Origin of the sequence: Actinocorallia sp. A-T 12471 (assembly GCF_033875155.1) — a bacterium.
Taxonomy (GTDB): domain Bacteria; phylum Actinomycetota; class Actinomycetes; order Streptosporangiales; family Streptosporangiaceae; genus Actinocorallia.
Window position 1 is genome coordinate 1 of record NZ_JAWZTE010000021.1, and the last position, 14487, is coordinate 14487.

Here is a 14487-nt window from a genome sequence, read left to right on the forward strand (position 1 = left end):
CGAGGATAACCTCGGGGCCTTTCTGCATTTCCGGGGATTCCACCTCAGCCGGGGCCACGGCCGTCGAGCGGAAAACTATAGAGTGATTGGGCGCGTCGCCGTCTGGACCGGAGGACTTGTGAGCCGCCAGGCGAGCAAGTCCGGAGGGAAGACGGCGACTTCCCGGCGCCCAATCACCGCCGCGCCGGAGGCGCGGCAAAGGAAAGCTATGAATGTTGTGGTGTTGGGGAGTGCTACGCCGTATCCGGGGGTCGGGAATCCGTGCTCGGGGTATTTGGTGCGGGGTGGTGGGGTGCGGGTGTGGGTGGATGCGGGGACGGGGACGTTGGGGGCGTTGCTCGGGCATGTGGGGCTTGGGGAACTGGATGCGGTCTGGGTTTCGCATCTGCATGCTGATCACTGTGCGGATCTGCTGACGGCCTACTACGGGCTGCTGTACGCCGATGTCCGGCGGGATGAGCCGTTGCCGCTGTATGGGCCTGTGGGGATCGCTGACCGGCTCGCGGGGTTTCTGACGAACGGGGCTGTGCGGAGTCCCGTGGAGTCGGCGTTCGCCGTCACGGAGCTTCGGGATGGGCTCGTCGCGGAGGTGGGCGGGCTGACCCTGACGAGCGGGGCCGTCTCGCACGGTATGGAGGCGTTCGCGCTGCGGGTGGAGGGGGAGGGGCGGTCGCTGGTCTACTCGGGGGACTCCGCGCCGTGCGCTGCGCTGACGGGGTTCGCCCAGGGGTGCGACGTGCTGCTGTGTGAGGCGGACAGTGACGTTCCGCCGCCCGAGGGGGAGGTCGCGGTGCACCACACGCCGGAGGAGGCGGGTGAGACGGCTCACGCCGCGGGCGCGGGGCGGCTTGTGGTGACGCACGTGGGGCGTGCCATCGCGCCGGACGCCGCGGTCGAGCGTGCCGCGCGGCGGTTCGGCGGGCCCGTGGAATATGCCGCGCCGGGACTGGTTTTCGAGGTTTAGGCCGGTTTTGCCGTGTGCGGTGGGCGATACCGTCGTCGGTCGGTTATTCGGGGGCGAAGACGGGAGGCAGGAGAATAGGAGAATAAAAGAGGATTTGGCGGGGTCGAAAAAAGCCGGGAAAAGTGGCTTCTTGGCCGGGTCTTCGGCTTGGGTTTGCCTTCGCGGGGGTTTCGGGGTGCGGCGTTCGGCGTCTGGGGCGTGTCGTGTTCCGTCTACCATGTAGTGGTGAAGGAAGAGGATGGTCGCGGCGACAACCGCGAGGGACGTCAGGGTCAGGGTGCGAACGGCGACCGCAAGGGCGGTCAGTCCGGTCGCAAGCCGGGCGCTTCTCGTAAGACGCCGAAGCCGGGCGGCAAGGCCGGCGCGCCGCGGCAGGGTAAGGGCGGGCCCGGACAGGGCCGGGGCGGCAAGCCGCCCGCGGGACGGCAGTTCGGCGAGCGTGAGGGCGGCTTCCGCCGCGACGACAGGGGTCAGGGAGCGCGCGGAGGGTTCCAGCGCGACGGCGAACGGCGTGATGAGGGCAAGGGCGGCTTCCGGCGTGACGACCGTCCGCGCGGCGGTTTCCGCCGTGACGACGACCGCCAGGGCGGGCAGCGCGAGGGCGGCTTCCGCAGGGACGACCGTCCGCAGGGCGGGTTCCGCAAGGACGACCGCGGCGAGCGCCGCGAGTTCCGTCCCCGTGACGACCGTCCGGGCGGCGGCCGGCCCCAGGGCGGGTTCCGTAAGGACGACCGCCAGGGCGGCGGATTCCGTGGACAGGGCGGCGGGTTCCGTCGCGACGACGAGCGCGGCCCGCGCGATGGTGAGCGCCGCGAGTTCCGTCCGCGTGAGGACCGTCCGCAGGGCGGGTTCCGGAGGGACGACCGTCCGCAGGGCGGCGGCCGACGGGACGACCGGGGCGGCCAGGGCGGCTTCCGCAAGGATGACCGCGGTGAGCGGCGCGAGTTCCGTCCGCGCGATGACCGTCCGGGTGGCGGTCGACGTGACGACCGTCCGCAGGGCGGGTTCCGGCGCGACGATCGCGGCGGCCAGGGCGGCTTCCGCAGGGACGCTCGCGGCGAGCGCCGTGACGACCGTCCCCAGGGCGGGTTCCGCAAGGACGACCGTGGTGAGCGCCGCGACTCGCAGGGCGGTGGGTTCCGTAAGGACGACCGCCAGGGTGGCGGGTTCCGGCGTGATGACGAGCGTGGTCCGCGTGATGGTGAGCGGCGTGAGTTCCGTCCGCGCGACGACCGTCCGCAGGGCGGTGGCTTCCGGCCTCGCGATGACAGGCCGCAGGGGGGTTTCCGCAGGGACGACCGTCCGCAGGGCGGCGGGTTCCGGCGCGATGATCGTCCGCAAGGTGGCGGGTTCCGCAGGGACGACCGGCCGGGCGGGTTCCGTAAGGATGACCGCCAAGGCGGTGGGTTCCGGCGTGATGACGAGCGTGGTCCGCGTGATGGTGAGCGGCGTGAGTTCCGTCCGCGCGAGGACCGTCCGCAGGGCGGGTTCCGGAGGGATGACCGTCCGCAGGGCGGCGGCCGACGGGATGACCGGGGCGGCCAGGGCGGGTTCCGTAAGGACGACCGCCAGGGCGGCGGGTTCCGTCGCGGTGACGAGCGTGGTTCGCGTGATGGTGAGCGGCGCGAGTTCCGTCCGCGTGAGGACCGGCCCGGTGGGCGCGGCGGAGGGTTCCGTCGAGATGACCGGCCGCAGGGCGGGTACCGCGACGGCGGCAAGGACGAGCGGCGTCCCTACAGCGGCAAAGACGGGCGGCGCGGCGGGCCGAGGCCCGAGGGGGACCGGAGCCCGGAGGAGCGGTTCGGCGAGCGCCGCGAGGAGCGGCTGGCGCGCGGCGGCTACGGCGCGCGCGAGGACCGCGACCCGACCCGCACCTCCTACGACGACCCGGTGATCCCCGAGGAGATCACCGGCGACGAACTCGACGACCTCGCCCGCGAAGAGCTGCGCACCCTGCCGAAGGACCTGGCGAAGCTCGTCGCGCGGCACCTGGTCGCGGCCGGGACCCTCGTTGACGAGGACCCGGAGACCGCCTACCGGCACGCGAAGACCGCGCGTCGGCTGGCCAGCCGGGTCGGCGTGGTCCGCGAGGCGTGCGGCCTCGCCGCCTACCACGCGGGCGAGTGGTCCGAGGCGCTGTCGGAGCTGCGTGCGGCACGTCGGCTGCCGGGCCGCGAGGACCTGTACCTGCCGATCCTCGCCGACTGCGAGCGCGGCCTCGGCCGTCCCGCGCGGGCGCTGGAGATCGCCAGGTCGAAGGAGGCCGGGTCGCTGCCGCGCGAGGAGCGGATCGAGCTGCACATCGTCGAGTCCGGCGCGCGCCGCGACCTCGGCGAGCTCGACGCCGCCGTCGTCGCGCTGCAGATCCCCGAGCTGAAGGACCGCAGGCTGCGGCCGTGGTCGGCGCGGCTCTTCTACGCCTACGCCGACGCGCTCGTCGCGGCGGACCGGCCGGAGGAGGCCAAGGACTGGTTCCTGCGCGCCGCCGCCTCCGACCGCGACGAGGAGACCGACGCCGCCGAGCGCTACGCCGAACTCGACGGCCTGCACATCATCGACACCGGCGAAACCGAGGAGCCCGTCGCTACCTCCGACGGCTCACCCCTCACCCTTGCCTTCCAGGCCCCGCCCACCTCCTCCACCCGCACCGACGAGTCCGACGTCGACGAGTCCGACGAAGACCTGACCGACCTCGACGACGAAGATGACGACGACTTCGGCGACGAGGACGACGACTTCGAAGACGACGAGGACGACGAGGACTCGGACCTTGACGACGAGTTCGAGGACGAGGACGAGGACGACGAAGCGGACGAAGCCCCAGAAACCTCCGCCGAGTCCGCTGCCGACGAGACCGAGACCGAGACCGAGACCGAGGCCGAGGACGAGGACGACGAGGAGACCCCCGAGCCCCAGGAGGCCCCCGAGCCTTCGGACCGCGCCGAGGACTCCTCCGAGGCCGCCACCAGCGCCGCGGACAAGGCAGCCGAGCCCGTCGACAACGGCGAAGCCGCCAAGTCCCCCGACCCCAACGACGCCTAGGCATCCAACGCCAAACCCCAAACGCCTCCAACCGAGGCCAAGGCAACGGCAAACAGCTGAGGACCCGGCCGGAACCCCCGACCAGCGACCACACATGCAAGGCCCGGCGCACCCACGCCGGGCCTTCGCCTTTCCACCCGACACCCGCCCGTGCCCACGCGGAGCCCAAGAAACGGAACGCACATCCGGCGTCGCCAGCGGTAAGGCCCCACAACCTATGCGGCCCGGCACACCCCCGCGGGCCCTTCGCCTTCCACCGGGCGCTCACCCTGTCCGTGCGAGGAGCCCAAGGAGCCGAAGGCATGTCGGGCATCGCCGGTGGTGAGGCCCCGCGACCTGTGCACCCCGGCGCACCTGCCCGGGGCCTTCGCCTTTCCACCCGCCGCTCGCCCCGTTCGCGCGGAGGCCAAGGGGCGGAAGGCATGTCCGGCGTCGCCGGTAGCGACGCACGACCTGTGACCTGTGCAGCCCGGCGCACCTGCGCCGGGCCTTCGCGTTCCCCCGGGCGCTCGCCCCGTCCGTGCGGAGAAGCCAAGCCGCGAAAGGCGGGCCCAGCGTCTCCGGTATCGAAGACGCATGACCTGCGCGCCAGGCTTTCACGTCTCCGCCGATGCTCGACCAATGTCGCGCGGCAGACGACGGCCCAAGCCAGGCATCCAGGACATGGCGGCTCGACCCGTCCGCGCGAGGAGGCCGACCGTACGCCCACGTCAGGGACCGCGCACTTAGGGCCTCGACCCGTGCGCGCGCGACGGGCGACTGTACGCACGTGCTGGAGAGTACGTTTGCGCGGCTCAGCCCGTGCGCGCGGCGGGTCGCCGTACGCACGCGTCGGGGAGTGCGCTTAGGGCCTCGGCCCGTGCGCGCGTGGCGGGCGAGTGTATGCCGTGTCGGGGGGTGCGCTTGCGGGGGCTTGGTCCGTGCTCGTGAGGAGGGCGATCGTATGGCCGCGTCGGGGAGTGCGCTTCGGGTATCGGCCCGTGCGGGTGTGGTGGGCGGCTGGGCGTCGCGTTGGGGAGTGGGCTTGCGGGGGCCGACCCGGGGTGCGGAAAGTCGAGCGCCGTGCTCGGGAGTGGCTCGACCCGTGCCCGCGAAGAGGGCTTTCGTACGCTCGCGTTGGGGGGTACGCCTACGGCCCGTGCGCGCGCGGCGGGCGACTGTACGGCCGCGTCGGGGAGTGCGCTTGGGGGGCTTGGGCGTGTGCGCGCGGGGGGTGGTCGTGCGTCCGTGTTGGGGGCGCTTGGGGGGTGGCTTGTGGGGTGGGGGTGGTTGAGGGGGTGTGGGGGTGGGGTTGACGGGGGTGGGTGTTGGGGGGATATTCACGGGGGTGTTGTGGTTTGGGGGTGGGGGGCGATGGTCTGGTTTGTGGTGGTTACTTCGAGGAGTGGAGGAATGTGATGGTGGGTTGGATGGGGCGGCGCGGGTTTTTGCGCGGGGCCGTGGTGGGGGGTGGCGCCGTCGCGTTCAGTGGGGCGTTGTGGCAGGGGGCGGCGCGGGCCGCTGGGCCGGCGCAGCCGGGGGTGGGGCCGTATGGGGCGTTGAAGGCCGCGGACGTCAATGGGCTGCGGCTGCCTGAGGGGTTCACGAGTCGGGTCGTGGCTCGGTCGATGCAGGCGGTCTCCGGGACGGGGTATGTGTGGCACGCTGCGCCGGACGGTGGGGCTTGCTTCCCTGACGGGGACGGCTGGATTTATGTCAGCAACTCGGAGGTGCCGCTTGTGGGCGGGGCGTCGGCTGTGCGGTTCGCGGCCGACGGAAGCATCTCCGACGCCTACCGCATCCTCAATCTGACGCAGATCAACTGCGCGGGGGGTGCGACGCCTTGGGGAACTTGGCTGTCGTGCGAGGAGTACGACTTCGGACTCGTGTACGAGACGGATCCGAAGGGCGTCGCCAAGGCCAAGGCGCATCCGGCGATGGGAAGGTTCAAGCACGAGGCCGCCGCGTGCGACCCCGACCGTAAGGTCGTGTACCTGACGGAGGACCAGGGAGACGGCTGCTTCTACCGGTTCAAGCCGCAGACGTGGGGCGACCTGTCGAAGGGAACCCTCGAAGTCCTGACGGGTTCGGGCCCCGGCCCCGTCGGCTGGAAGAAGGTGCCGAACCCGGAGCTGTGGCTGAAGCCGACGCGTGAGCAGGTCGCCGAGGCAATGCACTTCAAGGGCGGTGAAGGCTGCTACTACGCACGCGGCGTCTGTTACTTCACGACCAAGGGCGACAACCGGGTGTGGGCCTACGACGCCGAGCGGTCGGTGCTGGAGATCGCCTATGACGACGACCTCGTCACGTCCGGGACGGCTCCGCTCACAGGGGTCGACAACATCACGGGCTCCGAGGGCGGCGACCTGTACGTCGCCGAAGACGGCGGCGACATGCAGATCAACGTGATCACCCCGGAGGGGGTGGTCGCGCCGTTCCTGCAGATCGAGGGGCATGCCGCCTCGGAGGTCACCGGCCCGGCGTTCTCCCCGGACGGCTCGCGCCTGTACTTCTCGTCTCAGCGCGGCTCCACCGGGGTCATCCTCGGCACGTCGGGGGTGACCTACGAGGTGACCGGCCCGTTCAGGAGCTGAGGGAGTGCATGATGCCCGCGACGTTGGAGCGGGCGTCGTTGAGGACTGCGTGCTTCTCGCGCAGGGCGGGGTCGTCGAGCGCCTTGTAACGCCCGGCCGTACGTTCGACGACCATGGCGACGGCGTGGTCGAGGTCGAGGTCGGCGTCCTTGGCCTGCTGGACGGCCTCGACCCACACCCTCAGCTCTTCCTCGGATCTGTCGAGCGTAAGCGGGACGTCGGTGACGGGTCCGTAGTGCGCGAACAGCAGCCGGGTCGGTTGGAGGGCGCGGAAGCGGTCCAAAGAGCCGAGGGCGGTGTCGAGGTCGAAGTCCGGGGGCGGGGTGGCGGGCCGTATCTCGGCGGTCTCGGGGATGTAGATGCCCGCGGCGTCTCCGACGTACAGGTCGCCGGTGAGGGAGTCGAGCAGGCCGACGTGGTGTTTGGCGTGGCCTGGGGAGTAGTGGCTCTCCAGCCGGCGTCCGCCGCCGAGGTCGATGACGCCGGTCTCGTCGACGGCCCTGATGCGGGACGCCTCGGTGGGCTTGAGGCCGCCGAACAGGACGTCGAAGGCGTCGCCGAAGACCATGCGGGCGCTGCGCACGAGCCGTTCGGGTGAGGCGAGGTGCCTTGCGCCCTTCTCGTGCACGACGACCTCGGCCTGCGGGTACATCTCGGCGATGTCGCCGACGCCGCCCGCGTGGTCGAGGTGGATGTGGGTGACGACCACGGAGGCGAGGTCGTCGGCGGCGACGCCGAGGGCGTCGAGCGCGTCGCGGACGATCGGGGCGGAGCCCGCGGTGCCGGGTTCGATGAGGCAGGGCCGGTCGCCGAGGATCAGGTAGCCGGCGGTGATCCCGGTGTGCCCTGCCATCTGGGTGTCGATCTCGTAGACGTCGTTCCCGAGCGGGGTGATCAGGTTGGCCATGGCCCAACCTAACCCGACGCGCTCATGATCTACAATGTAAAGGCGTCGTCCCGCGGATCCAGCAGCCGCATGACGAGTCCGGTGCGCGGCTTCGGCCCGAACGAGGTCGACTTGCGCGGCACCCGCTCGCCCCCGGCGGCGAGGGCCATCACCGCGGGCACGGTGAGCGGCTTGAGTATCACCGCGACGCCCCCGGTCCGCTCGGCCCTGGCGACGGCGTGGGCGGCGTCGTCGTGGACGACCTGGACGGTGTGCTCGTCGGGGTCGATCTTCCACAGGTCGCCGATGAGCAGGCCGTCGAGGACCGCGGTGTTGAGCGCCTTCCAGCGCGCTGAGCGGCCGGGCGGTAGCGCGGCCTCGAGCCTGACGGGGTCGGGGTCGGTGAGCAGCCAGAACCCGCCGCCGCCGGCCAGCAGGAAGCCGTCAGAAGCCCTGTCCAGCTCCGCGAAGGCCCGTTCGGCATCAGTGCCGAGGTCGCGCACGGTGAAGGCCGCACGGGCCGCCTCAGCGGCTTGCAGCGGGTCGAGGCCCGGCAGGACCCGGTGGATCGCGCCGAGCTTCGGTGGGTAGCGCAGGGAGTCCACCAGCAGGGCGAGGCCGAAGTCCCACGGCCCGTGCCCTTCCTGACGCGCCTGGTACGCGCGATAGGCGGCGTAGCGGTGGTGGCCGTCGGCGATGAGCGCGCGGCGGTGCCGCAGGTCGGCGGCGACCCGGGTGGTCTCCTCGAGGCGCCAGAGCCGGTACCGGGTCCCGGCGGGGGAGACGATCTCCAGGACGGGCGCCCTGGTGTCGGCGGTCTCGTCGACGACCTCGCTGGCCGGTCCGCCGCCCTCGTAGGTGAGGAAGATCGGCTCAAGGTGGGCGTGGGTGGCCTCGATGAGGGCGAGCCTGTCGTTGACGGGTCCGGGATAGACGTCCTCGTGCGGCAGGATCACGCCCTCGGACTCGTCGCGGAGGCCGACCGCGCCGATGAGGCCGCGTTGCAGGCCGCCTTCGCCGTCGCGTTCGTAGACGTACACGGCGGGCGAGGGGTCGACGGCCAGGATGCCCGAGGAAAGCCACTGTCTGAGGAGGCGGTTCGCGCCCGCGTAGTCACCGTCGGGAAGCGTGATCCGCACGATGTTGTGGGAGTCGGCGGCCCTGAGCCTGGCGAGGTCGTCCTCGTCGATGAGGTCGTACGGTGGACAGGTGACGGCCGCAAGGCTCCCGCCCTCGGGCGGGGTGTACCGCACACCGTGGATCGGGGCCAGGACAAGGCCCTGATGAAGGTCGAATCCGTCCATGCTGGGGCATGGTACGGAGGGACGCGTATCGGAGGTGCACACGTTGGTTCAAAGTTCGGGAGAGTCCGCAGATTCCCGTCAGTCTCCTGAGGGCTCTGGGGAGGACGTTTATGACCTTTACTCACGTGGTCTGAAGCTGCTGGCTTCGGGCAGTCCCGCCGCCGCCGTGCTGCCGCTGTCGCGCGCGGCCGAGGCCGAGCCGCACTCTCCGAGCATCCGGGAGGCGCTGGGGCGCGCGCTGTTCGGGGCGCGGCACTACGCGGAGGCCGCCGACAGCTTCCGTTCGATCATCGAGGAGAATCCGGCGGAGGACTTCGCCCTGTTCGGTCTCGGCCTCTCGCTGAGCCGGATGGGCATGTTCCAGGCCGCGGCCGAGCACCTGGCGCTCGCCGCGGCGATGCGGCCGGAGAACAAGGACTACGCCTCCGCGCTGCGGCATGTCCGAGCCACCCTCGACTCCCGGAGATGACCCCGCATGCTGATCGACTCCTACGACGTCGCCCTGCTCGACCTTGACGGCGTCGTCTACCGAGGTCACCACCCGATTGAGAACGCCGCGGACTCCCTGGCGAAGGCAAGGGCGCAGGGGATGCGGCTGGCTTATGTGACGAACAACGCATCGCGTACCCCGAGCGCGGTGGCGGCTCTGCTGACGGGCCTCGGCATCCCGACGGACGGCGCGGACGTGGTGACGTCGTCGCAGGCCGCCGCGCGGGTGCTGTCGGAGAGGCTGTCGCCGGGGGCGAAGGTGCTGGTGGTCGGCGGTACCGCGTTGCGTCACGCCGTCTACGCGCGGGGGTTGCGGCCGGTGTCCACGGCGTTGGAGGGGCCGGAGGCGGTGGTGCAGGGGTTCACCCCTGACCTGTCTTACGGGCTGATCGCGCAGGGCGTCCAGGCGGTGCTGAACGGGGCGCTGTTCGTCGCCTCCAACGCGGATCTGACGATCTCGGCTCCTTACGGCCCGAACAAGCCGGGCAACGGCTCGCTCATCAGGGTCATCCAGACGGCGACGGGGGTGGCCCCCGTCGTCGCGGGCAAGCCGGAGATCTCCCTGCACCGCGAAAGCATCCTGCGTACGGGGGCGGAAAGGCCGCTCGTCGTGGGCGACCGTCTGGACACCGACATAGAGGGCGCGTTCAACGGCGGCGCGGACAGCCTGCTCGTCTTCACCGGCGTGACCGACCCGCTGACGGCCCTCACCGCCGAGCCCCGTCACCGGGCGACGTACATGGCCCCGGATCTGACCGGACTCCTCGCCGACTTCCCCGACGTCGAAGAGAACGCGGGCCGCTACACGTGCGCGGGATGGACCGCCGCATGGGACGGCGAAGCCATCACCCTCTCCGGAGCGGGCGACAAGTGGCACGGCCTGCGCGCGCTCGCGGCGGCCGCCTTCCGCACGCCCGAGCCCGCATCCCCCGAGGCCGTCAGCAGCGCGCTAGAAGTCCTGGGCCTGCGCTGAACGCGCCGGGCACGGGAACGGGTACGCGTACGGGTCAGAGGATCTTGCGGAGCCTGATGAGGTCGAGGACGCTCGCCTCGATCTTGAGCCGCCCGGTCGCCCACGCCTTGGCGGGGCTGATCTTGTCGGCGGCGAGTTCGAGGAGGTCGGCGGACTTCATCGTCAGCCTGACCTGGGCCGCGCGCGGGTCGCCGGTCGGCTCGAACGGGGCGAGGCCGGTCGAGGTGATGCGGGTGGCGTACGACAGGCCGAGGTCGCTGACGTGGCAGCTCACCGAGCGGTTCACCGCGTGCTCGGCCCACTTGGCGGGGTCGACCTCGCCGAGCCGTCTGGCCAGCACGTCCAGCGCGTCCACGCACTCCTGCTCCGTGGCCATGACTGACGATTCCCCGCTTCCGTCGACGCCTGTGTCGTCACAGGACGGTAGCGTTCCTCATGTGGTCCGCGCGAACCGCGGCACGCCGAAGACGGTCGGGTCGCACACGGCCCGACCTGCCGACCTGAGTGGATGGGCGCTGGGATGGGCGGGGAGATGCGGGGCGAGGCCCCTTACGGTGAGTCGCGCGCGCCGGGCGAGCCGGGTGAGGCGGCGGTGACGGCGGTGCTGGCCGCGCTCGACGGTCTTGCCGGCCTGCCCGTCGGCGGGCACGTCGCGGTGTTCGAGCGGGTGCACGCGGGGCTCCAGGAGATCCTGGCGGCCTCGGACGAGGCGCGGGAGGCGCGGTGAGCCCGGTGACCCGGCGCAGGCTCGACGCCGAGCTGGTGCGGCGCAAGCTGGCCAGGTCGCGTGAGCACGCGGGGCAGCTCATCACGGCGGGCCGGGTGAAGGTGGCGGGCCAGGTCGCGACGAAGGCGGCGACGCAGGTGGAGCCGTCGGCTGCGGTCGTGGTGGAGGAGACGGAGGAGGGCCCGGAGTACGTCTCGCGGGGCGGCCACAAGCTGGCGGGCGCTCTCGCGGCGTTCCCCGGCCTCGTGGTGTCCGGGCGCAGGGCGCTTGACGCGGGCGCGTCCACGGGCGGGTTCACCGACGTGCTGCTGAGGGCGGGCGCTTCCCATGTGGTCGCCGTGGACGTCGGGTACGGGCAGATCGCTTGGTCGCTGCGTACGGACGAGCGGGTGAGCGTGGTGGAGCGGCTGAACATCCGCGACATGACGCCCGAGCACGTGGGCGAGCCGCCGAGCCTCGTCGTGGGCGACCTGTCGTTCATCTCCCTGACCAAGGTGCTCGCGCCCATCAAGGCGTGCGTCACGCCGGACGCCGACTACGCGATGATGGTGAAGCCGCAGTTCGAGGTCGGCAAGTCCCGCGTAGGAGCGGGCGGTGTTGTGCGCGATCCGGAGCTGCGCAAGGAGGCGGTGCGCACAGTGGCCGAGTACGCCGGGAGCCTTGGGCTCGGAGTCCTGGGGGTGGCGGCGAGCCCGCTGCCGGGGCCGTCGGGGAACGTCGAGTACTTCCTGTGGTTGAAGGCGGGTGCGCCCGCGCTCGTCGAGGCCGACCTGGCAAGGGCCGTCGCGGAGGGTCCCGCATGACGCGTTCGGTACTGATCATGGCGCACACCGGCCGTCCCGGCGCGGTGACCAGCGCGCAGCTGCTGATCCGCAGGCTCGCCGACGCTGGAGTCAACGTGCGGGTGCTCGAGGGCGAGGCCAAGGACATCGGCTGCTCGGGCGTCGAGGAGTTCCCGGCAGAGCCGTCGGCGACGGCGGGGGCGGAGCTGGTGATCGTGCTGGGCGGTGACGGCACGCTGTTGCGCGCGGCGGAGCTGACCCGTCATACGGGGACGCCGGTACTGGGCGTCAACCTCGGGCATGTGGGGTTCCTCGCAGAAGCCGAGCGCGCCGATCTCGCGGTGGTGGCCAGCCGTGCCGTCAGCCGGGAGTACGAGGTCGAGGAGCGGATGGCGATCGACGTCACCGTGCGGGTGGGCGGCGTCGAGCACCGCACGTGGGCGTTGAACGAGGCGTCGGTGGAGAAGCTGGCGCGCGAGAAGCTGCTCCAGCTCGTGGTGGGGATCGACGGCCGTCCGCTGTCCCACTGGGGGTGCGACGGGGTGGTGTGCGCCACTCCGACCGGTTCGACCGCCTATGCCTTCTCGGCGGGCGGCCCGGTGGTGTGGCCGGAGGTCGAGGCGATGCTCGTCGTGCCGATCAGCGCGCACGCCCTGTTCGCGCGTCCGCTGGTGGTCTCGCCCGCGTCGACCGTGGCGGTGGAGGTGACGCACGAGAACGAGGGCGCGGTCCTGTGGTGCGATGGTCGCCGCACCGTCGATCTGCCGCCGGGATCGCGCGTCGAGGTGCGGCGCAGCGACGTGCCTGTGCGGCTCGCGCGGCTGCATCTGACGCCGTTCACCGACAGGCTGGTGACCAAGTTCGGGCTCCCGGTGGCGGGCTGGCGGGGGCGCGTTCGCACACAGGAGCGATAATCTGTCCCCCGAGACGGATGCGGCATGAGCGGATGAGGTGTCCGGAATTGAGACCGAGCCCGGAAGTGCGACCGAGGGTCGAAGAGGTCCGGATCCAGGGCCTTGGCGTCATCGACGAGGCCGTGCTTGAGCTGTCCGCCGGCTTCAACGTCGTCACCGGGGAGACGGGTGCGGGCAAGACCATGGTGGTCACCAGCCTGAACCTGCTGTTCGGCGGGAGGGCCGACCCGCAGCGGGTGCGTCCCGGCGCGGACAAGGCGACGGTCGAGGGGCGCATCACGCTCGACCCCGAGGGGCGGGCCGCCACCCGGGTCGAGGAGGCGGGCGGCGAACTCGACGAGGGCGCGCTGATCGTCAGCAGGTCGGTGTCTGCCGAGGGCCGCTCGCGCGCGCATCTGGGCGGCCGTTCGGTGCCGGTGAGCACGCTGCTCACCCTCGCCGACGACCTCGTCGCGGTGCACGGCCAGTCCGACCAGCAGCGTCTGCTGCAGCCGGGCCGCCAGCGCGCGGCGCTCGACAGGTACGCGGGTGAGGCCCTGGTCGGCCCCCTGCGCGCGTATGCCGACGCCTACCACCGCCACCGCAAGGTGAGCGCCCTGCTTGAGGAGCTGACGACCCAGGCCCGCCAGCGCGCCGACGAGGCCGACAGGCTCCGCTTCGGCCTCGAGGAGATCGAGAAGATCGCGCCGCAGCCGGGCGAGGACGTGGAGCTCGCCGCCGAGGACGAGCGGCTCGCCAACGCCGACGCGCTGCGCACCGCCTCCAGCACCGCGCATGACGCCCTGCTCGGCGACCCGTCACGGGTCGATGCCCTCGCCGACGTCACGAGCCTGCTCGGCACCGCGCGCGCGGCGCTTGAGGCCGTCCGCGACCACGATCCCGCGCTGGGCGTCCTGGCCGACAGGCTCGCCGAGGCCGGGTATCTGGTGGCCGACATCGGCGGTGAGCTCGCGGCCTACGCCGAGTCCGTCGAGGCCGATCCCGGCCGTCTTGCGGCGGTGCAGGGCCGTCGCGCGGACCTTTCCATGATCTCCCGCAAGTACGGCGGCAGCGTGGACGAGGCCATCGCCTGGTCGGGTGAGGCGGCGGCGCGGCTCGCCGAGCTCGAGGGCGACGACGAGCGGATCGCCGAGCTTGAGGCCGAGGAGGCCGAGCTGGCCGCGAGCCTGCAGGAGCTCGCCGACGCCGTCACCGACGTGCGCACCGAGGCCGCCGACAGGTTCGGCGCGGCCGTCACCGCCGAGCTGTCGGCGCTGGCGATGCCGCACGCGTGCGTGGTCGCCGCGCTCAGCCGGGCCGCGGCGTTCGCGCCGCACGGGCAGGACGAGGTGGAACTGCGCCTCGCCTCGCATCCGGGCGCGCCCGCGCTGCCGCTGAACCGTGGCGCGTCCGGCGGTGAGCTGTCGCGGGTGATGCTGGCGATCGAGGTCGTGTTCGCCGGGTCCGACCCCGTCCCGACGTTCGTGTTCGACGAGGTCGACGCGGGGGTGGGCGGCAAGGCGGCGGTCGAGATCGGACGGCGGCTGGCGAAGCTGGCGCGCACGTCACAGGTGATCGTGGTCACCCATCTGCCGCAGGTCGCGGCGTTCGCCGACCAGCATCTGCTGGTCGAAAAGTCCGATGACGGCACGGTGATCCGCAGTGGTGTGACAGCCTTGGACACCGAGTCGAGGATTCGGGAGCTGTCCCGGATGCTCGCCGGCATGGCCGACAGCGAGCTGGGCAGAGCCCACGCCGAGGAGCTGCTCGCCATCGCCGCACAGGACAAGAGCGGACACGCCTGAGCGCCGCGCGCCCGGCTCGGGCGCTCACGGGCTCTGGCAGGATGAGAAG

Annotated in this window: 12 protein-coding genes; 9 read left to right on the top strand and 3 right to left on the bottom strand. The window is 71.8% G+C overall.

The annotated features are described in order from the left end of the window. From R9X44_RS34260 to R9X44_RS34270, 3 genes are all read left to right on the top strand, one after another. A partial coding sequence (locus tag R9X44_RS34260) for an MBL fold metallo-hydrolase (RefSeq protein WP_319818541.1) occupies nucleotides 1-964 on the top strand: 964 nt, incomplete at its 5' end. Nucleotides 965-1189: 225 nt separating this feature from the next. Then, on the top strand, nucleotides 1190-4006 hold the full coding sequence (locus R9X44_RS34265) for a hypothetical protein (protein ID WP_319818542.1): 2817 nt from the start codon (nucleotides 1190-1192) through the stop codon (nucleotides 4004-4006). Nucleotides 4007-5724: 1718 nt separating this feature from the next. Then, nucleotides 5725-6579, top strand: a complete 855-nt coding sequence (locus R9X44_RS34270) for an alkaline phosphatase PhoX (RefSeq protein ID WP_319818543.1) — start codon at nucleotides 5725-5727, stop codon at nucleotides 6577-6579. Here the strand turns inward: R9X44_RS34270 and R9X44_RS34275 are convergent. Further along, a complete protein-coding gene (locus R9X44_RS34275) occupies nucleotides 6569-7486 on the bottom strand; it encodes an MBL fold metallo-hydrolase (RefSeq protein WP_319818544.1) in 918 nt (305 codons plus the stop codon). The genes R9X44_RS34270 and R9X44_RS34275 overlap by 11 nt on opposite strands. Nucleotides 7487-7515: 29 nt before the next feature. Further along, entirely contained in the window at nucleotides 7516-8769 is a 1254-nt protein-coding gene (locus tag R9X44_RS34280; protein ID WP_319818545.1) for a DUF1015 domain-containing protein, read from the bottom strand. Nucleotides 8770-8899: 130 nt separating this feature from the next. Here R9X44_RS34280 and R9X44_RS34285 point away from each other — a divergent pair, with 130 nt between their 5' ends. Further along, nucleotides 8900-9238, top strand: a complete 339-nt coding sequence (locus tag R9X44_RS34285) for a tetratricopeptide repeat protein (RefSeq protein WP_413775006.1) — start codon at nucleotides 8900-8902, stop codon at nucleotides 9236-9238. 6 nt (nucleotides 9239-9244) lie between these two features. Then, nucleotides 9245-10231, top strand: a complete 987-nt coding sequence (locus tag R9X44_RS34290) for an HAD-IIA family hydrolase (RefSeq protein ID WP_319818546.1) — start codon at nucleotides 9245-9247, stop codon at nucleotides 10229-10231. Between the two features lie 34 nt (nucleotides 10232-10265). On the opposite strand, the gene R9X44_RS34295 is transcribed toward R9X44_RS34290, so the two are convergent. Beyond that, on the bottom strand, nucleotides 10266-10607 hold the full coding sequence (locus R9X44_RS34295; RefSeq protein WP_319818547.1) for an SCP2 sterol-binding domain-containing protein: 342 nt from the start codon (nucleotides 10605-10607) through the stop codon (nucleotides 10266-10268). Between the two features lie 132 nt (nucleotides 10608-10739). Between R9X44_RS34295 and R9X44_RS34300 the strand changes: the two genes are divergently transcribed. The 4 genes from R9X44_RS34300 (at nucleotide 10740) to recN (ending at nucleotide 14438) form a co-directional block, all read left to right on the top strand. Beyond that, nucleotides 10740-10958, top strand: coding sequence for a hypothetical protein (locus R9X44_RS34300; protein WP_319818548.1), 219 nt, complete (start codon nucleotides 10740-10742; stop codon nucleotides 10956-10958). Nucleotides 10959-10963: 5 nt separating this feature from the next. After that, complete coding sequence (locus tag R9X44_RS34305) at nucleotides 10964-11761, top strand: TlyA family RNA methyltransferase (RefSeq protein WP_319818604.1); 798 nt, start codon at nucleotides 10964-10966, stop codon at nucleotides 11759-11761. After that, entirely contained in the window at nucleotides 11758-12654 is an 897-nt protein-coding gene (locus R9X44_RS34310; RefSeq protein ID WP_319818549.1) for an NAD kinase, read from the top strand. Before R9X44_RS34305 ends, R9X44_RS34310 begins: the two co-directional genes overlap by 4 nt. Nucleotides 12655-12719: 65 nt before the next feature. Next, a complete protein-coding gene (gene recN / locus R9X44_RS34315; protein WP_319818550.1) occupies nucleotides 12720-14438 on the top strand; it encodes a DNA repair protein RecN in 1719 nt (572 codons plus the stop codon). Nucleotides 14439-14487: the final 49 nt, after the last annotated feature.